The sequence below is a fragment of the Streptomyces sp. NBC_01571 genome, assembly GCF_026339875.1.
In the GTDB taxonomy this organism is placed as follows: Bacteria; Actinomycetota; Actinomycetes; order Streptomycetales; family Streptomycetaceae; genus Streptomyces.
Window position 1 is genome coordinate 1,108,924 of the sequence record NZ_JAPEPZ010000001.1, and the last position, 20,095, is coordinate 1,129,018.

A 20,095-nucleotide genomic window follows, 5' to 3' on the forward strand; every position below is an offset into this window, starting at 1 on the left:
ACCGAAAGGAGCGGCGATGACCGTGCTCGACAGCCGGGCGCTCAACCGGGCAACGCTCGCCCGGCAGTTGCTGCTCGATCGCGCCGGCGTGCCGGTCCTCGACGCCGTCGCGCATCTCTGCGGTCTTCAGGCGCAGGAACCGCAGGAACCCTTCGTCGGGCTCTGGTCACGGCTGCGGGCGTTCGACCCGGCGGTGCTCTCGGACCTGTGGTCCGGCGGAGTGTGGTGCGGACCCACCTCATGCGCCGTACCGTCCACCTCGTCACCGCCGCCGACGTCCTGGCCTGGCGGGGCCGCCACGACGCCATGCTGCGGCAGCGGGTGCTCGGGAACTACCGGCGCGAGCTCGGCGGCACGGACCTCGACGAACTCGCCGCTGCGGGGCGGGCGGTGATGGCCGACGGCGAGCCCCGGTCGATGACCGAACTCGCGCGGACGCTCGCCGGACGCTGGCCGGAACCGGGGCCGCGGGCGCTGGGCGAAATGCTGGTCGCCGCGCTCGTCCCGATGGCGCAGCTGCCGCCGCGCGGGCTGTGGCGGACCAAGGCGGGGGTGCGCAACCTCCCGCTCTCCTCCTGGCTGGGCCGGGAGATCGACCCGCCCGCCGCCGACGGCGCCGATCCGGTCGGCCAGGCACTGGTACGCCGCTATCTGGCCGCCTTCGGCCCCGCGGCCTCGGCCGATCTGCGCGCCTGGTGCGCTCTGGCCGGGCTGCCCGCCGCGGTGGCCGCGATCCGCGAGGAACTGGTCGCCTTCCGCGACGAGCGCGGCCGGGAACTGCTGGACCTCCCCGGTGCGCCCCGCCCCGACCCCGGCACACCCGCCCCGGTGCGGTTCCTGCCGGCGTTCGACAACGCGATCCTCGGCTACCACGACCGCGGCCGGATCATCGACGACGCCCACCGCGGTCTGTCGGTCGCCGGTGAGCGTGTCGTGCTGGTCGACGGGCGAGTAGCCGCGACCTGGAACGTCGGCGCCGGCACCGTGGTCGTCACCCCGCTGCGCCGGCTCTCCCGCGCCGACCGTGCCGACGTCGCCGAGGAGGGACGCGAACTGGCCCTGTTCCTCTCCGAGAACGACAGCGCTCGCGTACGGGTCGCCGCGTCGCCGGACTGAGCGGCTGAGGGAGCGGCCGAGGGAGCGGCTCACGGAAATGGACAATCGGAATTAGGCATTCGGCATTCCACTTCGACTTCGACGTCTGCTTCGGCTTCGACTTTCGTTTCTGCTTCGGCTTCGACTTTTGCTTCGCCTGCGGGAAGCCCGCCGCCCTCACCCACGCCATTCGGCGGGAGTGCTCCCCTTGTGCGTTGTCGCCGTCCACGACCTGCCGGGACGACCCGGTCGCAGTAGCATGGGCTCAATCAACGCGAAGTCGCAGCCACGCCACTTTCTCCGGTCTTTCACCCCATTCGTAGCCACCGACGAGCCGGGCAGGAAAGAAGGTGCTCGCATGTCTCACGCCGCAGACGATCTGAGCAGGGATCCCACGCCGGATCCGGCGGAGGAAAACGCGTTCTTCCCTTCACCTTATTCACTGAGCAAGTACACCACGCCGACGACCGATTTCGATGGAGTGCAGCACAAGGGCGCCTACACCGGGGGAAAGTGGAAGGTGCTCATGATTGCGGCCGAGGAACGCTACGTGCTGGTGAAGAACGGGAAGATGTTCTCCACCGGAAACCACCCGGTCGAGATGCTGCTCCCGCTTCACCACATGATGGAAGCAGGCTTCGGCGTCGATGTCGCCACGGTGGAGGGCTACCCCGCCAAGCTCGAACTGTGGGCCATGCCGCGTCAGGACGAGGCGGTCATGGCCACGTACGAGGTTCTGAAACCGCAGCTCAAGCAGCCCAGGCGGCTCTCCGAGGTCATCGCCCACGGTCTCGGGGACGACTCGGACTACCTCGCGGTGTTCATCCCGGGCGGCCACGGGGCGGTGGTCGGCCTGCCGACGAGCGAGCCGGTGGGGCGCACGCTCGACTGGGCCCTGGAGAACGACAGATTCGTCATCACCTTGTGCCACGGCCCGGCAGCTCTGCTCGCCGCCTCACTGGGCAAGGACGAGTCGCCGTTCAAGGGGTATTCGGTCTGCGTCTTCCCCGACGCGCTCGACGAGGGGCCGAATCTTGAGATCGGCTATCTTCCCGGCCGCCTGCCGTGGCTCGTCGCCGATCTCCTGAGCGTGCAGGGCCTGAAGATCGTCAATGACGACATGACCGGCCGGACCCACCGGGACCGGAAGCTCCTCACGGGCGACAGTCCCCTCGCCTCCCACCGCCTCGGTCTTCTCGCGGCGGACGCCCTGGTCGAAGCCGCCCGGTCCGCCGGCTGAATCCTCGGCCGTGGATCGTCGGACCCGGGACGTCGAGTGGAGCGTTCACATAACGGACCACGGCCGGAACAGCGCTCGGCGTGGCATGAAATCGCTTCTTAAAAAGGGAACTCAGGGGAAACATGAGTTTATGAGCGTTCATTTCATCACCGGCGCCAATTCGGGTATCGGGGCGGCGGTGGCTCGACTGCTGGCCGCGCGCGGGGAGGTTCTGTGGCTGCTGGCCAGGGACCCGGATCGGGCGGCGGCCCTGCGTGCCGCCTTCCCCGGCAGCCGCACCCTGGTGGCCGATCTCGCCGTGCCGGGGGAACTGGCAACCGCGCTCGAACTCCAGGGAATGCCCGAGCAGTTGGACTCGCTGCTGCACGTGGCCGGTGTCCTGGAGCCCGGTACGGTGGGGCAGTTGGGAGCCGGACCGTGGCAGGAGATCTGCGCGGTGAACCTCTTGGCACCGCCGAGCTGACCCGGCTGTTGCTCCCGGCGCTCCGCGCCCGGCGGGGACACGTCGTGTTCCTCAACTCCGGTGCGGGCCTGCACGCGCCACCGGGACTGGCCGCGTACGCGGCGTCGAAGTTCGCCCTCAAGGCACTCGCCGAGTCCCTCCGCGCGGAGGAGTACCAGCACGGTGTCCGCGTGACGTCCGTCTACCCCGGCGAGGTCGACACACCGATGCGGGCCGAACTGCACGCCCGGCTCGGCATCGCCTACGACCCCGCCACCTGTCTCACCGTGGATTCCGTGGCCCGGGTGGTGGCGGGCGCGTTGGACCTGTCTCGGGACGGGACGGTGAGCGATCTGATGCTCCGTCCCGGCTGAGCGTGCGGAGGCGGGCGGCCCGGATTCCGGTCCGCCCGCGCAGCCGTGCCCGTCGTGCCCGTCTCGCCCGTCGTGCCTGCCGGGCGGCCGTCGGCGGGAGTGGTCGTCAGTCCGTGGAGTCGAGGCCCGCTCCGTGACCGCCGACCAGCGCCCGGTATCCGGGCGCGGCGGCCAGCAGCTCGCTGTGGGTCCCCACCAGGGCCCGGTCTCCGTCGAGGAACAGGACACGGTCGGCGCGCCGTGCCGGACCGGGCCGGTGGGTGATGGTGACGACCGTGCCGGGACGGGTGCGAAAGGCTTCTTCCACGCGCAGCTCCGCCTGGGCGTCCAGGTGGCGGGTGGCCTCGTCGAGGATGACCAGTCGGGCCCGCGAGAGGTGGGCGCGCGGACCAGGGCGATGATCTGCCGCTCCCCCGCGGACAGCGCGGCCGGATCGACCGTGGCCTCCAGACCGCCGAGGCGTTCCAGCAGAGGAGCCGCGCCGACGGCGCGTACGGCGGACAGGACGTCCCGCTCCCGCGCGCACGGACGAAGCCATCGCAGGTTCTCCTGAAGCTCGCCCGCGAACACATAGGCGTCCTGCGGCAACAGGACGCGGACGCGCGCCAGTTCCCGGGGGGTGAGCCGGCCCGCTGCCGTACCGCCGAGCACGACGTGCCCCCGATCCGGCGGGACGTCACCCGCCAGTACGTCGGCGAGGGTGGACTTGCCGACCCCGGAAGGGCCGACCACGGCAAGGTGCTCCCCGTCGTGCAGGGTGAGGTCCAGGGCGTCGAAGACGGGTTGCGCGGCGGCTCCGTAGGAGTAGGAGATGCCGCGGAGGAGGACGGATCCGTCCGCGGGACGGTGACCGTGCTCGCCGTCCGGCGCGGCAGCGGGGTCCGTCCGCCGCTTCGGGGGGAGCACGGCATCCGGGGGCAGTGGGCCTTCTTCGTGTGCGCCCTCGTGGGGCGCGCCGTTCGTCTCCCCGTGGTCCGCGCCGTCCGCCGGGCTCCGTGGAACAGCCGGGGCTACGGGGGCGGGTGGCGGCTGGGAGGCGGCGGCGAGGCGCTCGGCGGCGACGGCGAGGCGCAGCCAGGACGATCCCACGCCCTGGACGAGCAGCCGCAGGGCCGGTTCCAGCGTCCCGGTGAGGTAGGCCAGTACGCCCATGACCTCGCCAGGGGTCAGCCCTCGGCGGACCAGCGCAGGGGCCGCCAGGACGACGAGCAGGAGTGGCAGGTGTGCCCCCAGCGCGACGAGGAGCCGTCGCAGGGCTGCGGTGACCGCCAGTGCGCGGTTCGCGCGGACCGCGGCGTCGACGGCGGCGAGCAGGTCCTGTTCGGCTAGCCCGCGGGCTCCGCAGGTGACGATGTCGCGCAACGCGGTCAGGGTGTCGGCGCACAGGCGCGCCAGGTTCTCGTCGGCGGCGAACGCCTGTCGCTGGCGCCGCATGGTGACCGGCGTGGAGGCCGCGAACCCCGTCAGCGCGAGCAGCAGCGGTACGGCGATCAGGGGGGTGGCCGCCGGGGCGAGCATCGCGGTGCCCCCCAGCACCGCCGCCGCCGTGAGGGCGAAGTGGGAGACGACCAGCAGCTGTCCGGCGGTGGCGTCACGAACTGCCTCCACCTGGCGGGTCAGTTGGGCCACGGCCGCGGCGGCGGACGCGTCCGGGCGGCCTCGGGCCGCGACGCCCCGGTGCAGCAGGCCGGACACCAGTCGGCGTACCAGCCGGTCGCGCATCGGCTCGACGACGTGCGCGAGTTGAGGGTAGGTCTGCCGGGTCGCCCACGCACCGATCAGCGCGGCCGCCGCGAACACGGTGAGCCAGCACGCGGCCTGGCCCGGCCGGTGTTCGAGGAAGCCACGGTCGACGGCCAGGGCCATCGCCTTGCCGGACACCAGGGCCGGCAGGGCCGACAGCGGGGTCCACGCGAGCAGCCGGAGAACCGCCGCGCGGCTGTCGGTGAAGGCCGAGCGCAGCACCTCGGCGGCGGCGCGGGCGGGCCGCCGCGGCCGGGCTCCGGCAGCCGGGACAGCAGCGTCGTGGGCCACAGGCGCCGCGAGGGTGACGGGGGTGACAGGGGCGGGCATCGGTTCGGCCCCCGGTGACGGCGGGCGGACGGGAGGGACCGTGGCACGGACGGCCGGTGTCGTGTCGTCAGTCACCGGCGGAGGCCTTCAGGGGAGCCGGCCGGGGGCCGGGCGTTCCGCCGTCGAGCACGTCACGGTAGGCGGCGTGGGGCCAGAGGTCGTCGTGGGCGGCGACGGTGCGGACGCGGCCCTCGTGGAGCCAGGCGACCCTGTCGGCCGCGGCGGCCACGGTGGCGCGCCGGGTGATGTGCAGGACGGTGCGTCCGGCCGTCTCCCCGCGCAGGGCGTGCAGCGCCGCGGCTTCGGTGGCGCCGTCCAGGCCGCAGGTCGCGTCGTCCAGGACGATCAGGCGGCTGTCGCGGGCGAGCGCTCTGGCCAGGCCGAGGCGCTGGCGTTCTCCGCCGGACAGGACGAGGGAGGCCATCGGCGTGCGGTAGCCGTCCGGCGGACGAAGGCCTCGGCCTGCGCGGCCCGCGCGGCCGCGGAGTCGCGACGGCGGCGGCGCCGGGCCGAGGCCTAGGCCGAGTGCGTCCTGGACCGTGGCGCCGGTCAGCACCGGGTCGGCGAAGGCACAGGAGATCGCGGTGGGCAGTTCGTCGGGGTGGATCGCCGCCAGCGGGACGCCGTCGAGCGTGACGGTGCCCTCGTCGGGTTCGGCCAGGCCCACGGCGAGCGCGGCCACCAGCGAGGTCACCGAGTCGGGGGCGCCCACGAGGGCGGTCCAGGAGCCGTCGGGCACCGTCAGGTCCAGTCCGTCCAGGGCGACGGCACCCTGACGGTGTACGACGACGCCCCGCAGTTCCAGACGGCCCGGACCGGCGGGCAGCGGACGGGGGGTGATCCTGCGGACCGGCAGGGTGAGTACGTCGGTGAGCCGGGCCGCGCCCGCCCGGGCCTGGGCCACGTCGAGGAGGCTCTGTGCGGTACCGAGGCCGCTGAGGCCGATGCCGGTGTAGCCGAGGGCGGTCAGCAGATCACCGACCTCGAGCCGGCCCGCGGCGACCTGCGTTCCCGCGACGGCCAGGACCGTGAGCTGGGTGGCCGGGGCGAGCAGGCCGGTGCACCAGGCGGTGCGGCGCTGGGTGTCCCACAGTTCGTGTCCCAGTCTCGACAGGTGCGGCAGGGGACGCAGCACGCGCTGGATCTCCCGGGTGACGGTGGCCGAGGCGGCGATGCTGCGGCTGCCGCTCAGCGCGTCGAGCAGTCCGGACGCCAGTTGCGCCTGGGTCCGCTGGTATCCGTCGCCCGCGTGGGTGGTGCGGCGCAGTGGGCGGCGGATCACCGCGTAGCCGGTGGGCGCGGTGACCAGGAACGCCAGGGACAGCAGCGGGGAGAGCAGGGTCAGGGCGACGACGGCGACGGCGGCCATGAGCAGTTGCGCGGCCGAGTAGACCAGTGCGGGCGCGGCCAGTGCGGCCTGCGGGGCGCTGGCGGTCAGACGGGCGACGAGGTCACCGACCGGCATACGGGAGACGGCGGCGGGACCGGCGGCCAGCATGCGGCGGATCGCCGTGGTGCGGATGCGGGATGCCGCGTCGGCGCTGGAGCGCGGGGCGGCGTACTGGGCTGCGGCCTCGGCGGCTGTCAGCAGGGCGAGCAGCGCGATGAGTTGGCGGCCAGTGGCTGTACCGGCCCCGGCCAGCGCCTGGTTGACGGCGCGGGCCAGCAGGGCCGGCAGCAGCAGGGTCGCGGTGGTGCTGGCGGCCACGGCCAGGGCCAGGACGGCCGCCCAGCGTCCGCCCGCGGCCGGCAGCAACAGGTGTGGTGGCCGGGGCGTTTCGGGCCGGTCACTGTCATCTGGCCCGGTGTCGTCGGCGGTGGGGGGAACCGGTCGTGCGGGGGGCCGGTCCGGCGAGCCGGTCGGGGCGGGCTGCGGCGGAGCGGCGTCGGTTCGGTCGCTGTGCATGAAGCCCTCCGGGGGAAAGTGGCCGGTCCGGACGGCCGAAGCCGCCCGGACCGGTTCGTCGGGGGGTGCCGGCCGCGCCGGGGCGGCGCGGCCGGCGGCTGGATCAGAGGCAGAGCAGGGTGCTCACGGTGCTGTTGGTGCAGTTGACGGCGCTCAGGGAGCTGAGAACGGAGCGGTACTCGAGGATTTCCTCGGGGGTCTCCAGGGCCTGCAGGCTGAGGATGGACATGATGGTCCCCTTCCGGGTGGTGGTGGGTGCTTCCGGCGGTCTGCCGGAACTCTGTGGGCGGCCTGATTCCCGGGCCGCGGGCGGGATGCGCCGGCGCGCTGTCGGACAGTCGGTGCCGTGTCAGCCGGTGCCGCGTCAGTCGTCCGGTGCCGTGTCAGCCGGTGCCGCGTCAGTCGTCCGGTGCCGGCCGGTCGCAGTCGGTCGTCCGGTGCCGGCCGGTTGAGTCCGTTGATCGCTACCGGCCGGTCGGAGTCAGCCGGCCGGTGTCGGGAGGGCGCCGGACGGTGGCCGCTGCCGGGCGGAACCGGTCTTCGGAGCGGCGAGTTCGGCCGGCTCGGTGGGAACGGTCAGGAAGGGCAGCGTCGGGGTCCCCGCGTACACGGCGCCGAGGGCGGTCATCACACCCGCGTTCCCCGTGGCCAGGTCCATGGACAGACGCAGCAACTGCTCCCCGGGAAAGGCCGGATGGCCCTCGTACGGAACGACGTGCCACAGCAGTCGGCGTACGTGCCGCCGGATCACCTCGGTGCGCTCCGCGGCGTCGGGGTCCAGCAGCGCCTGCAGCCCGATCAGTCCGGCGCGACCGTTGAACAGCCCGGGCTGGACGATGAACTCCGGTACGGCGTCACGGGCGATGCGCTCCAGCTGATCCGCGAGCCCGACGTCGGGCCGGTGTTTCAGGTGCGCCTGCACCACCGCGGCGATGCCCGCGCTGCCGGACTCCAGGTAGGGCAGGACGCGGACGCCGTCGTCGACCTGGAGGGTGCCATCCTCGGCCACCACGCACCGCGCGAGGTCGTGCTCCAGGGCGCGGCCCGCCAGATCGAGCAGGTTGCTGTCGGCCGAGACCTGGTGCAGGTGCAGCAACAGCAGCGCGGTTCCACTGGCCCCGTGGACGAGGCCGGTCCTCGATCCGTCCGGCGGCGCGGCCCGGTCGAGGTGCAGTCCGGCGGCGGCCCGCTCGGCGGCCTCGACCGCGGCGTCGTACAGGGTCCGGTCCCCGGTGGTCCGGGCGAAGGAGAGCAGGCACAGCCCGATGCCGGCCAGGCCGCCCAGCAGATCCGGGCCGTATCCCTCGGAATCGTCCTTCAGCAGACGGTCAAGCAGGTCCATGGCCTGTTGCCGGTGTCCGAGCAGGTCGAGGACGTAGGCCACGCCATGTCCTCCAACCAGCAGGCCGGGCCGCAGTGGCTGGCGGTCGACCGCCTTGAGCAGCCAGCCCACATGTGCGGGATCCACCCGGGCACCGGTCGTATGGCAGGCCCACAGCACACCCGCCGCGCCGTACGCCAGTCCCAGGCCGTCGTGGGTGAACTGGCTCGGGTCGCCGGGGAAGAGTCTGTCGGTGCGGTGCGGGGTGGCGCTGGCCGCTGTCGCCGCGGCCAGTTCGTCGCGCAAGCGGGGCCACGCGGCCGCCTCGCCGCTGAACAGCTCGCCGAACTCCTCCGGCGGAACCCGGCGTTGGGGGTTCGCGGGACGGCCGGCGAGCTCCGGCGGCTCCGCCGTGGGCAGTGCGAACCTCTCCCGCGCGGCGGCCCGGAGCGTGTCGGCCTTGTGCGCACTCAGTACCGTCAGGGGCAGCAGCGGCATGAAGATCCACAGCCGCAGGGCGGCCGGGGCGTGGTCGTCGACGGCGAACCCGGTCAGCCCGGGCGGCGCGGCGAAACCCGCTGCGCCCAGTGCGGGCCGGACGAACGCGTCGGCGGGCGAGGAGAGTTCGAAGTCCACGAACACCACCCGGCCGTCCGGCCGCACGATCAGGTTCCGGGGGTGCAGATCGCCGAAGACGATGCCGCGGGCGTGGATCGAGCGCAGGCCGTCCTCGATGCTGTCGAGGATGCGCAGCGCCTTCGCGCGGTACCCGGCTGTGTCCTCGTCGGTCACCTCGGGGTGGACCAAGGGGTAGTTGCGGCCGAACCAGCGGTGCAACGGCTCGCCCTCGACGTACTCCTGCACCAGGAAGTGGTGTTCCCAGGCGGTGAGTCGGCCCAGCACCGCCGGCACGGCGTCCAGGCCGGCCAGCCGGCTGAGCATCTCGTGCTCGAGGTCCAGCCGGGTGACCGCGTCGTCGCCCCGCTGGTCGAGGCCGGCGTGCGGTCTCGCCTCCTTCAGGACCACCTGCCGAGCGTCCGTCGTCCGCCGGGCCAGGTAGATGCCGCCGCCGTTGGAGAAGTGCAGGGCGCTTTCGACCGTGTAGGGAAGGTCGTCGACGCTCGCCTGGGACGCGGCGGCGAGCGTCTCGGCGAGCACCGCCGGAACCGGCGCCCAGGGCGGGACTTCGAAGACGGCGGCGCGGACGTCCGGGCGCAGCTTCCCCGACGGCTCGCGGAAGGCGAGAACGAGCTCACCGGTCTCGGAACGGCAGAACCGTTCGACGAAACCGCCGTAGCGTAAGTACAGAGGTCCCTTGCGCCAGCGCAGGTCGCTCAGGATGTAGGGTCCGGGCGCGCCGTCGAGCGCGGCGTCCAGGGTGCTCAGACAGTGCTCGAGTGCCGCGTCGTCGCGTGGGTAGAGCGTGAGGAATTTCCCGCTCGAGGCGCGGGCCGCGTACTTGGCGTTCTGCGTCTGCACGAGTCCGGGACTGCGCAGGAACTTGAAGGCGACGCCGTTGTCGAAGCAGTACCGCCGGACCACTTCGAGGACCTGCGGGGCGTTGTCGAGGCGGGCCGCGACATGAATCTTCCAGCCCTGTTCGGGCAGTTCGGGCGTCACGGGCTGGAAGCCCACCCACACCTCCCGGGTGCTGCGCACCCAACCGGGGGCGCGGCCTCGGTGGCGGCAGGGAATTCCTCCCGCGCGGCCCACTGCACGGGTGAGTCGTAGAACAGCCGGTCGGCGTAGGAATACACCTCGTAACGCATGTCCATTCGAACCCTCCCATAATCACGGCGGAATACAGCAGCACCACGTGCCCCGGTGAAACCGGCACGCGACGACGGACGACCGCACAGGAAGGACGATCCCCCGACAGGCCACGATCCCCTCAACGACCCTTTGGGAATAAGGCCCTTGCGCTTGTCGGGGATGTCATGACCCCGACGCCATCAAGGTAGGGTCCGGCCGCCACCTCGCATCAGAGCGCGTTCACGGCGCATCCACGTACAGAACGCCGTGCGCTGCCGAACAGCGCACGCCCGGCCGGCCGACACGCGCCCTCCACCTGTTCAGCGAAAAGAAACACAACCGCACGTCATACTCACGCTCTTCACAGCACGCCCACGGCAGCTCATAATTCCAGCCGACTTTTCGATTCTTCGGTACGCGCATCGCGGAGTGTTCGACGACCGCGGACACGAATGGAGTAACCGATCGGCGGGCGACTCCCCTGGAATCGGACGTCGGCAAGCACACGTCCATTGCCGCCCTCGCGGGGCACGGGCGGCTCTGACCTCCATTGTCAGCGACTTCGAGGCCGCACGGGAATCCGGCCGCCGGCGGACTCGCCCCGGCGGGCGTCACGCCCTTCACGGCGCCGCACCGTCCCCGTTCGAACGCCGTCCCGCACCCGCGCCCTTCACATCCGCCGTCGGGCTTGACCCGGACCCGATCGCGCTGGCCGCCCTCACAGCTCAGCCATGGCGGTCAGGGGCGGAGAAGGAAAGTCCGCCCGTCCCGGACAGCGGCGCCCTCCCGCACACAACTGCGCCCCCATGCCGGGCCGGTCGGCGGCGAGGCACGACAACTCCCCTGCGGTACCGGGGCCCGGGCCGGATCCCAAGACGGCCACCACCCGACACCGCAGTCCGGGAACGGCACTTGGGGCCAGGCCCGCGACGATGAGCCCCTGGTCGCCCGTCCGTCGCCGTGAGTTCCCGTGCCGACGGCCCAACGGAACGGCCGCCCGGGTGTGACGCGAGACGGAAAGTCGGCCACTGGACCCACAGATTTAACGACACACCCCTTGATACGCCCATTTCTACGCGCGTAACCTCAGCCGATCGCAAGGTCCCAGCCTGTCCGACCCCACCTCATGCGCCGTTCGTCCGGCGGACGTTGAAGGAGTCACCCCCGTGCCGATGCACAGACCCAGCGCAGTGCGCGTAGCCGGCGCCGCGTTCGTGGCCGCGACCGCCACGGCGGCCGTCGTCATGGCGCCGCTGCCCGCCGCCTTTGCCACGCCGTCCACGAATGTCGTGATCTCGGAGGCGTACGGCGGCGGCGGCAACTCCGGTGCCACGCTCACGAACGACTTCGTCGAGCTGGCCAACCGCTCGACGGCCGCGTATCCGCTCGACGGGTACAGCGTCCAGTACCTCCCGGCCTCCCCGGCCGCCGGCTCCCTCTGGCAGGTCACCCCCCTCACCGGCGCGCTCGCCCCCGGCGGCGACTACCTGGTCACCGAGGGCGCGGGCAGCGGTGGCAGCACCGCGCTGCCGACCGCCGACGCCAGCGGCAACATCGCGATGGCCGCGGCCAGTGGCACGGTCGCCCTGGTCAAGTCGACCACGGCGCTGACGTGCAAGACGGCCGCCGACTGTGCCGGTGACCCGGCCATCGTGGACCTCCTCGGCTACGGCACCGCCGTCGTCCGCGAGGGCACCGCCGCGCCGGTCGCGAGCAACACCACCTCCGTGTCCCGCACGGCCTCGCTCGCGGACACCGACGACAACTCCGCCGACTTCACCGCCGGTACACCCACCGCCACCAACAGCGCGGGCGAGACCGCGAACGGGGGCGGCACCGGTGGCGGTCCCGGCGGACCCACCACCCCGGGCGCGTTCCGGATCCACGACATCCAGGGCACCACCCGTCTCTCGCCGCTCAAGGGCCAGAGCGTGGTGGGCGTCCCCGGCATCGTCACCGCCGTCCGCACCACGGGCTCCAAGGGCTACTGGATCCAGGACCCGACCCCGGACACCGACCCCGCCACCAGCGAGGGCCTGCTCGTCTACACCGGCTCCACCGCGCCCACCGTCTCCGTGGGCGACTCGGTCCTGGTCAGCGGCAAGGTCACGGAGTACTACCCGGGCACCGGCACCCAGTCGGTCACCGAACTCGGCAGCCCGGTCTCCACCACCGTCTCCACCGGCAACGCCCTCCCGGACGCGGTCGCCCTGGACGACACGACCGTCCCGGGCACGTACACCCCCACCGCGAACGGTGGCAGCATCGAGGGCCTCCCCCTCCAACCGAGCGTCTACTCCCAGGACTTCTACGAGTCCATCGAAGGAATGCGCGCCTCGGTCCGCGACGCCCGGGTGACCGGCGCGACCAACTCGTACGGCGAGATGTTCGTGACCGCCAAGCCCCACGAGCGGCCCACCAACCGCGGCGGCACCCTCTACGGCGCCTACGACCAGCAGAACACCGGCCGAATCGAGATCGTCGCGGCCGACGGTTCCACCCCGACCCTCAACGTCGGCGACGAGCTGTCCGGCACCACCACGGGCCTGGTCGACTACGCCTCCTTCGGCGGCTATCTGCTCGCCCCCTCCTCCGCCACCACCGGCAGGGCCGTGGACAACGGTCTCAAGCAGGAGGTGACGCGCAAGCAGAAGGGCAAGGAACTCGCCCTCGCCACCTACAACGTCGAGAACCTCGACCCGACGGACGGCGCCGACAAGTTCGCCCGCCTCGCCAAGGGCATCGTCACCAACCTCTCCTCCCCCGACATCGTCACTCTGGAGGAGATCCAGGACGACAACGGCGCCACCGACGACGGCACCGTCTCCGCCGAGGCCACGCTGACCAGGTTCACCGCCGCCATCACCGCGGCGGGTGGCCCGAAGTACTCCTGGCGCTACGTCAATCCGGTGAACGACCAGGACGGCGGCGAGCCCGGCGGCAACATCCGCCAGGTGTTCCTCTTCAACCCCGAGCGGGTCTCCTTCGTGGACCGCCCGTCCACCGGTGACACCTCCACCACCGCCGTCTCCGTGGTCAAGGACAGACGGAAGCACGAGGTCCGCCTCTCCGCCTCACCGGGCCGCATCGACCCCACGAGTGACGCGTGGGCCAACAGCCGCAAGCCCCTCGTCGGCGAGTTCAGGTTCCAGGGCGAGACGGTGTTCGTCATCGCGAACCACTTCAACTCCAAGGGTGGCGACGACCCGATGCACGGCCGCTTCCAGGAGCCGACCCGCTCCTCGGAGACCCAGCGGGGGCTCCAGGCCGCGGAGGAGAACGCCTTCGTCGACTCCGTCCTCGCCGCCGACCCCAAGGCGCGGATCGTGGCCCTCGGTGACCTCAACGACTACGAGTTCTCCGACGCGGTCAAGACCCTCACCGACAACGGCGACGTCCTCACCGACCTCATCAACACCCTTCCGGTGAGGGAGCGTTACAGCTACGTCTTCGACGGCAACAGCCAGACCCTCGACCACATCCTGACCAGCCCCTCCATCAACCACTACGACTACGACGTCGTCCACATCAACGCGGAGTTCGCCGACCAGGCGAGCGACCACGACCCCCAGGTCGTCCGGATCGACGTGAACAAGTGCGGCAGGAAGGCATACCAGCCCAAGCCGGGCCGGGGAAAGTAGCCCGAGCAGTTCCTCGGGCCCTCCGCCCGGCGCGATCGCGCCGGGCGGAGGGCCCGATCCGGAGCAGGACGGGTGCGAGCCGCGGCGGACCGTCAGGTCACACGGGCGACCGGAGCACGAGCAGACTGATCTCGCTCGGTGCGAAGATCCGGAACGGCGGACCCCAGTAGCCCGCACCACGGCTGGTGTAGAGCTGGGTCCGCTCACCGTGCCGGCTGAGGCCCTGCACCACGGGCTGGTCCAGTCGTACCAGATAGTGGAACGGCCAGATCTGGCCGCCGTGGGTGTGACCCGAGACCTGGAGGTCGACCCCGGCCGCCACCGCCTGGGCCACCTGCTTGGGCTGGTGGGCGACCAGGAGCACCGGCAGATCGGAAGTGACGTCCGCGAGGGCGAGGGGGAGGTCGGCGCGGTGCCCGGCCAAGCCGGACGAGGCGGCCGTACGGTCGTCCACCCCCGCGAGGACGAGGCGGTCGCCGCCACGCTCGACGACGACATGACGGTTGTGCAGCGACTCCCAGCCGAGCCGGGCCATCTCGTCGAGCCAGCCCTGGGCCTCCCCGAGGTACTCGTGGTTGCCCGTGACATAGACCCTGGCCAGGCGTGAGCGGACCCTCCCCAGGGGCGCGGCCTGCTCCCGGCGCTTGGCGATCGTGCCGTCGGCGATGTCGCCCGCGTGGCAGACGACGTCGGGTTCGAGGGCGTTGACCGCGTCCACGACCCGCGCCGACCAGCGGGCCCGGTCGATGGGCCCGTAGTGGGTGTCTGCCAGGACGACCACACGGGTCCCGTCCAGCCCGGGGCCCAGCCGCGGGAGGGTGACCTCGACCTGCCGGACCCGGGGCAGCCGCATGGCCTCGGTGTAGCCCCAGGCCAGCAGCAGCGCCGCGATGACCGCGACAGCCACCGCCACGCTTCTGGCCACGCCCTGCCCGCCGACACCGGCGGCGGCCAGGCCGAGCCGCAGCACGCCTCCGAGGGCCGACCACGCGAAGAGCACCCAGATCACACCGAGGATCGTGTCGCCCGTACGAGCCGCCGGGTCCGACTGCCGGCGGCCGTGGCCCAGGGCCATCATCACCGGGAACGCGACCAGCGCGACCCCGAACAGGACGCCGCCGCCCAGTGCGACCGGGAACGGCCACCCCGTGCCCGAGGCCAGCAGCACCCACCACGGCAGGAAGAACAGGGACACCAGCACGGCGAGGACGACGAGCCCACCGAACAGCCGGCGCCAGGTCGTGACGGAACGCCTCCCGGCGGATTCCCGCCCCGCGGATTCCGTTCCGGCGGATTCCTTCCCGGTGGATTCCACGGGTGGTGCCGAGGTGCCGAGGACCCCGCCCTCCTGTCCTGCCGCGGCCTCCGCCGACTGATCGTCCAGCACGGTCCCTACCCCCACATCCGCTGACGCCAAGGTGAACCGTTCCATCCTCGCACCGCGGCCGCCGGAGCCGCCGGGCCGGAGTGGGCCGGAGGCGCGGTTCCCCCTGCCGCGGAACCGCGCCTCGTCACACCCTGACCCTCTGCCCGGTCAGCGGCTCAGCGCCGCCACGCCCGCGGCGGCGAACCTCTCGTCGAGGTCACCGGTGGGAGCGCCCGCGACGCCGATCCCGGCGACCGGGGCTCCCTTGACGGCGACGGGCGCGCCACCCGCGAGGAACGGCGTGCCCGGAATGTCCTTCGGGTTCGGTACCTGAGCCGGTGGCCCGGCGAGCTCGGAGGTGGGCGCGTTCCAGGGCTCGCTCACCGACCGTGAGCGCGACATCCTCGCGCAGCTCGCCCAGGGCCTCGGCAACCGGGAGATCGCCAGGGCGCCGCACGTCAGCGAGGCGACGGTGAAGGCCCACCTCGGCCGGATCAACGACGAGCTCGGCGTCGCCACGCGAGCCGGCGCGGTGGCGCCGGCGAAGGAACAACGCCTGCTGCCGTGAGGCGGGCGCGGTGTCCGTCGCCTCCCGGCATGACACCCCTCGCCCTCAGCGCCGCAGGTACTCCCGGTCTCCCATCACCACGACGGGACGACGCAGGGGGTCGAGGGTGCGCAGCAGGGTCCTCATCCCGGACTCGGGGATGGTGACGCAGCCCGACGTGCCGTCCCCGTGGTCCAGGTGCAGCCAGATCCCCCCGCCCTTGTCCTCGCCCAGAGGCCGGCTCCAGTCGTACGGCGGGGTGCCCCTGAGCCTGTTGTAGTCGATGGCGATGACGTAGTCGAAGTCGTGCCGGTGGGATTCGTCCGCGTCCGCCGGGGACGCGAAGGCGTGGGCGTCCTGCCGGTAACGCAGCAGGCTCCCCGGGTCGTCGAGTGTCCCGCCCGCGTCGGAGAGGGTGAAGACGCCGACCGGGCTGCGCTCGTCGTCCATGCGGTGGTCGGTCGTCCAGCCCAGCCTGCCGTTGTGCGCGCGCCAGTCGGCGGTCCGTTCCCAGTTCGCCCTGCGCCGCTCGTAGAGCACGACGAGGCCGTCGGGCGAGTCCTCGTCATCGCCGTAGACGGCCACCACCTGACGGGTGGCGGCGGGAACCTGCTCCCACATCATGTCTCCGATGCCGGGGACGCGGGAGGCGGACGCCGGGCGGGGGGCGGGTGCCGGGCGGGGCCGCGCGGAGGCCGGCGTGCGGTCGGTCTGCGCCGCCCCGCCGGGGCTCGTCCCCGCGGTGATGGCACCGCACGCCGTCATGGCGCCCAAGAGGACACCGCAGGCGACGGTCGCGGCCATGGCCTGCCGTGGACCGCCGGGTTGGCGCGAACCGCGACGTGGCACGGCTCGGTGGGAGTGCCGGGAGTGCCGGGTCCCAGAGGATCTCCACATGATCAGGATTCTGTTGCGGTCCGGACGACGGCCGCATCCCGACCGGGCATCCGGCCTAGCAGGGCTTCGTCGGCCGCCGTGCCGTCCCGCCGTCCGGAGCTGATCCTGCGAGAACGCCCACTCCGAGAACGCCCGATCCGAGGACGCTCCGGAGGCTCCGGAGGGCGGGGCGAGGTGGGGGCGCGGACCGTCGGTCGCCGCAAGAGCGCGCGTACCGACGGTCCTTACGGCCCCGACGGTCCTCAGAGCTGGGCGACCGGCTCCAGGGCCTCGACGGCGGCGGCGGCCGCGGCGGAGTCCTGACCGTAGAAGATGTCGATGTCGACCTCCTCGCCGCCCATCGTGAGCGTGTCCCAGGCACCACTGAGCACCAGCATGCGCAGCGTGCTGCTCTGCAAGGTCCCCAGCCGCTCCAGGATCGCCTCGTCGTCCGGCATGCCGGACATGCGTACCGCCAGCCGGGAACGGATCCCCCGCATCCGCTCCAGCAGCGTCGCGGTGTCCGCCTCGCGGTCCGGCTCGTCGGCGATCCCGTCGATGCCGTGCGCGATGATGTCCTTGATCGCCCAGGTGGCTCCCTGGTCGTCGGTGGTCACCATCGCCTTCCACGCGCGGCTCTTGTGGCGGTACTGGAGCATCGACATCGCGGCCTCGTGGCGCAGGAAGTCCGCGTCCCGGAAGGGCTTGCCGTTCCAGGCTCCGTTGAGGGACCGTGCGAGCGAGATCGCGGACGCCAGGCCGCTGTTGAGTCCCCGTCCCGGCCAGAAGTGAATGGCGTTGGCGGCGTCGCCCAGCAGGAAGCCGTACGTGCCCGTGGAGTTGGCCGTGGGCGGCAGCAGCTCGGCGGTGAAACGCGGACGTTGCACCATGTCCAGGCGGAAGGAGGTGACCGCGCTCAGGTCGTCCGCCTCCACGCCGAACAGACGCAGCCCCTCGTGCACCCGCTTCCACAGCGCCGAACCCCTGATCAGGGCCGGCAGGAACAGGGTGCTGTGCGTGGAGCACTGGAAGTCACCGTGCTCGTCGCGCCCCATCAGGCACGGGCGGGAGGCGATGCACTCCTCGAAGACGCGGCGCACGGGGTCGATGCCGACCACCTCCGCCGTCTCCGCGTCCGTCAGGCGCATGTTGAGGAAGCCCTCGCCGCGCAGGGAGTTGAGCAGGAACCGGTTCTGCGCCACGGTCAGCAGCACCGCCATGGGGTCGGTCAGGCCCGACTTCACGCGCAGGCCGAGTACCACGTCCTGCAGATGACGGCCGTCCAGTGAGTAGATGGACTCGTCCGCCTTGCCGAACTTGGCGGCGAAGTGCTCACGGGTGCGCGACCGCCCGCCGTCGCAGATCGCGAGGACGTGCTGCGTGGCCAGAGTGTCCTGCTGTTCCTCGATGCTGAACCTGGCCGGAACGAGCTGGATCCGGCCCTTCTTCTCGTTGGCCACCTCCAGCAGGCGGTCCTCGATGTAGGCGATGCGCATGTTGCGCGGGTGGTGATCGCCGACCGAGTCGGGTCCTGAGGGCCACATCTCGGTGTAGTTGTCCGCGTCGAAGAGCCGGTCGCGCACTTCCTGGGGCAGGCCGAGGTACTGGCGGCTCTGCACGGTCACCACCTGCTGGCGCCGTACGTTGCCCTGGCTCGCGTCCTTCCAGACGATCTTGCGGCCCTGCTTGCGCCACCGGCCGTCGTACACGGTGATCTGCGCCTGGGCGCCGAGGAAGTGCTCCAGCAGCAGGGCGAGCGAAAGGCCGACGGGTCCGCCGCCCGCGACGGTGACCCGCAACACCGGTCCGTGCGCGAGCTCCTCACCGCCGAGCGTCAGGGACCTCGGCAGCGAGAGCGCCATGATCGTCTCCATGGCGTCCGGAACCTCGAACCGGAACTCCTGGTCGCCGATGGTGATGTCGTCCCCGGGTTTGAGCAGCCGGGAATCGATCTCCTCGCCGTTCACCAGCGTTCCGTTGCTGCTGCCGCAGTCACGCAGTACATAGCCCTGGGTCTCGTCGAGGACGATTTCCGCGTGGAAGCGTGAAACGCTCAGGCTGGAGATGACGACGGTGTTATCGGGGTTGCGTCCGAAGGTGACCCGGGTGCCGATGACCGGTATCCGTTCTCCGGCCAACAAGCCTTCGTGTCCAACAAGCACCGGCGCCACGGCACTTCCTTCCAGGGTTGACGACATGCCGCTGCCGCGGTGCCATCGGAACGCACCTCTGCGCGGATGTGACCGGACAGCGAGTGACGGGTAGGACGGAGCGACGTCCGCTCGACGTATTTGAACGGTAAATGATTCACTTTTGACGACAGCATAGCGTCGCCTGACCGGTACTGATGACCCATCATGCCCTCTTCCGGAGCCGCACGGGAGTCCCTCCGACGACGCCGGGACGGACCGCGCCGGCGACGTCACGGTCCCGCTGCGCCCGAGCCGTCACCCGCTGCCCCGACGTCACTGGAGTGACGGTCCGCGGGGACGGCCGAAGGCGAACTCCCCCTCGCATGCTCCGGGGAGACGACCGGCGCGTACCGCGACACCCGTCGCCGCCCGCCACCGCCCGCCGGCGTCGAGTGCGTCGCCACAGGAATGCGGGAGGTGCCGCGGATCGGCCGGAGGTGCCGTGGATCAGCCGGCGTCCGGGGTCCGGGAGTCGTCCGCGCCCGCACGGGCCGCCGCGTCCGGCAGGTAGCTCGCCAGGCCGCGCAGGATGATCTCCAGACCGATGTCGAAGCGCTCGTCGGAGGAGTCCGTCACCATCATCCCGGCCAGGGCGCGCAGATGGGGGAAGTCCGCCGCGGGCAGGGAGGCGAAGTAGTCCTGCATCTCGTCGGCCATCTCGCGCCAGTCGGGGCGGGCCGGCGACGAACCCTCACCGCTCTGCCGAGCGGCCCGGTCCCGCCACATGCCCTCCTCCAGGGCGAACCCGTCGATGTAGGTGGAGATGAGGTCACCGGCCTCCGCCGCGATGCGGTCGGGCAGTCCGGCGGTGCGGAAGACGGCGAGCAACGCCTCGACGTGCGGCAGCAGTTCTGCGGTGAAGGGCACGTGGGCCATGGAGATCCTGGCCATGTCCCGGTGGGACAGCAGGCGCCGCCGTCCGGAGCGGGCGTACTCCCGCACCTCCTCCTGCCACCGCTCCGGGTCGGGTGCGGGCGGCTCGAAGCCGTCGAAGAGCCGGGTGTACATGAGCTCCAGGAGGTCGTCCTTGGAGCTGACGTAGGCGTAGAGCGCGGAGACCGTGACCCCCAGCTCCGCCGCCACCTGGCGCATCGACAGACGGTCGAGCCCCTGGCGGTCCAGCACGGTGAAGGCGGCCTCCACGATGCGTTCGCGCGACAGCGGCGTACGTGCGGGCGCGACGCGGGCGCGGGCGGGGCGCTCGCGCTCCCAGGGGGACGGCGGAGGAGGTGCGGGGGTGCCGGGGGCCGCGTCGGTCATGACGTCAGTC

10 protein-coding genes and 5 pseudogenes are annotated in these 20,095 nt (G+C 72.0%); 5 read left to right on the forward strand and 10 right to left on the reverse strand.

The window, feature by feature from the left end; all coding sequences use genetic code 11:
• Positions 1–16 precede the first annotated feature (16 nt).
• From OHB41_RS05115 to OHB41_RS05125, 3 genes and pseudogenes are all read left to right on the forward strand, one after another.
• Positions 17–1,116: pseudogene (locus OHB41_RS05115) on the forward strand (DNA glycosylase AlkZ-like family protein).
• 337 nt (positions 1,117–1,453) lie between these two features.
• Positions 1,454–2,335 (forward strand): glyoxalase III HchA, encoded by an 882-nt coding sequence (gene hchA / locus OHB41_RS05120; protein ID WP_266696747.1) that lies wholly within the window; start codon positions 1,454–1,456, stop codon positions 2,333–2,335.
• Between the two features lie 130 nt (positions 2,336–2,465).
• Positions 2,466–3,151: pseudogene (locus OHB41_RS05125) on the forward strand (SDR family oxidoreductase).
• 106 nt (positions 3,152–3,257) lie between these two features.
• Here OHB41_RS05125 and OHB41_RS05130 read toward each other — a convergent pair.
• The 5 genes and pseudogenes from OHB41_RS05130 to lanKC form a co-directional block, all read right to left on the reverse strand.
• Complete coding sequence (locus tag OHB41_RS05130) at positions 3,258–3,458, reverse strand: hypothetical protein (RefSeq protein WP_266696748.1); 201 nt, start codon at positions 3,456–3,458, stop codon at positions 3,258–3,260.
• 134 nt (positions 3,459–3,592) lie between these two features.
• Positions 3,593–5,224 (reverse strand): annotated as a pseudogene (locus tag OHB41_RS51985) (ATP-binding cassette domain-containing protein); the annotation flags it as partial.
• A 67-nt stretch (positions 5,225–5,291) separates the two neighbouring features.
• Positions 5,292–7,130: an ABC transporter transmembrane domain-containing protein gene (locus OHB41_RS05145; RefSeq protein ID WP_266696750.1), complete on the reverse strand. Its 1,839-nt coding sequence runs from the start codon at positions 7,128–7,130 to the stop codon at positions 5,292–5,294.
• A 103-nt stretch (positions 7,131–7,233) separates the two neighbouring features.
• A complete protein-coding gene (locus tag OHB41_RS05150) occupies positions 7,234–7,359 on the reverse strand; it encodes a SapB/AmfS family lanthipeptide (RefSeq protein WP_148014162.1) in 126 nt (41 codons plus the stop codon).
• Positions 7,360–7,611: 252 nt separating this feature from the next.
• Positions 7,612–10,086, reverse strand: a complete 2,475-nt coding sequence (gene lanKC / locus OHB41_RS05155; RefSeq protein ID WP_266696751.1) for a class III lanthionine synthetase LanKC — start codon at positions 10,084–10,086, stop codon at positions 7,612–7,614.
• Between the two features lie 1,289 nt (positions 10,087–11,375).
• On the opposite strand from lanKC, the gene OHB41_RS05160 reads away from it, so the two are divergent.
• Entirely contained in the window at positions 11,376–13,844 is a 2,469-nt protein-coding gene (locus tag OHB41_RS05160) for a DUF8508 domain-containing protein (protein ID WP_266696752.1), read from the forward strand.
• 97 nt (positions 13,845–13,941) lie between these two features.
• On the opposite strand, the gene OHB41_RS05165 is transcribed toward OHB41_RS05160, so the two are convergent.
• Together OHB41_RS05165 and OHB41_RS05170 are read right to left on the reverse strand one after the other, a co-directional pair.
• Positions 13,942–15,072, reverse strand: a complete 1,131-nt coding sequence (locus OHB41_RS05165; RefSeq protein ID WP_266705678.1) for a metallophosphoesterase — start codon at positions 15,070–15,072, stop codon at positions 13,942–13,944.
• 306 nt (positions 15,073–15,378) lie between these two features.
• Positions 15,379–15,582: pseudogene (locus OHB41_RS05170) on the reverse strand (heme-binding protein); the annotation flags it as partial.
• A gap of 4 nt (positions 15,583–15,586) precedes the next feature.
• On the opposite strand from OHB41_RS05170, the pseudogene OHB41_RS05175 reads away from it, so the two are divergent.
• Positions 15,587–15,778, forward strand: a pseudogene (locus tag OHB41_RS05175) (response regulator transcription factor); the annotation flags it as partial.
• 45 nt (positions 15,779–15,823) lie between these two features.
• Here OHB41_RS05175 and OHB41_RS05180 read toward each other — a convergent pair.
• The 3 genes from OHB41_RS05180 to OHB41_RS05190 all read right to left on the reverse strand — a co-directional run bounded on the left by OHB41_RS05180 (position 15,824) and on the right by OHB41_RS05190 (position 20,085).
• Positions 15,824–16,561: a L,D-transpeptidase family protein gene (locus tag OHB41_RS05180; protein ID WP_266696753.1), complete on the reverse strand. Its 738-nt coding sequence runs from the start codon at positions 16,559–16,561 to the stop codon at positions 15,824–15,826.
• A gap of 335 nt (positions 16,562–16,896) precedes the next feature.
• Positions 16,897–18,771 carry an FHA domain-containing protein gene (locus OHB41_RS05185; RefSeq protein WP_266696754.1) on the reverse strand — a complete coding sequence of 625 codons (1,875 nt, stop codon included), beginning with the start codon at positions 18,769–18,771 and terminating at the stop codon, positions 16,897–16,899.
• A 501-nt stretch (positions 18,772–19,272) separates the two neighbouring features.
• Complete coding sequence (locus OHB41_RS05190) at positions 19,273–20,085, reverse strand: TetR/AcrR family transcriptional regulator (RefSeq protein ID WP_266696755.1); 813 nt, start codon at positions 20,083–20,085, stop codon at positions 19,273–19,275.
• Positions 20,086–20,095: the final 10 nt, after the last annotated feature.

What these genes read in the sequence shown, in the direction of transcription:
- hchA (WP_266696747.1), top strand. Translation starts at nt 1,454, where the DNA reads ATGTCTCACGCCGCAGACGATCTGAGCAGGGATCCCACGCCGGATCCG.
- OHB41_RS05145 (WP_266696750.1), bottom strand. Translation starts at nt 7,130, where the DNA reads ATGCACAGCGACCGAACCGACGCCGCTCCGCCGCAGCCCGCCCCGACC.
- OHB41_RS05150 (WP_148014162.1), bottom strand. Translation starts at nt 7,359, where the DNA reads ATGTCCATCCTCAGCCTGCAGGCCCTGGAGACCCCCGAGGAAATCCTC.
- OHB41_RS05160 (WP_266696752.1), top strand. Translation starts at nt 11,376, where the DNA reads ATGCACAGACCCAGCGCAGTGCGCGTAGCCGGCGCCGCGTTCGTGGCC.
- OHB41_RS05180 (WP_266696753.1), bottom strand. Translation starts at nt 16,561, where the DNA reads ATGGCCGCGACCGTCGCCTGCGGTGTCCTCTTGGGCGCCATGACGGCG.
- OHB41_RS05190 (WP_266696755.1), bottom strand. Translation starts at nt 20,085, where the DNA reads ATGACCGACGCGGCCCCCGGCACCCCCGCACCTCCTCCGCCGTCCCCC.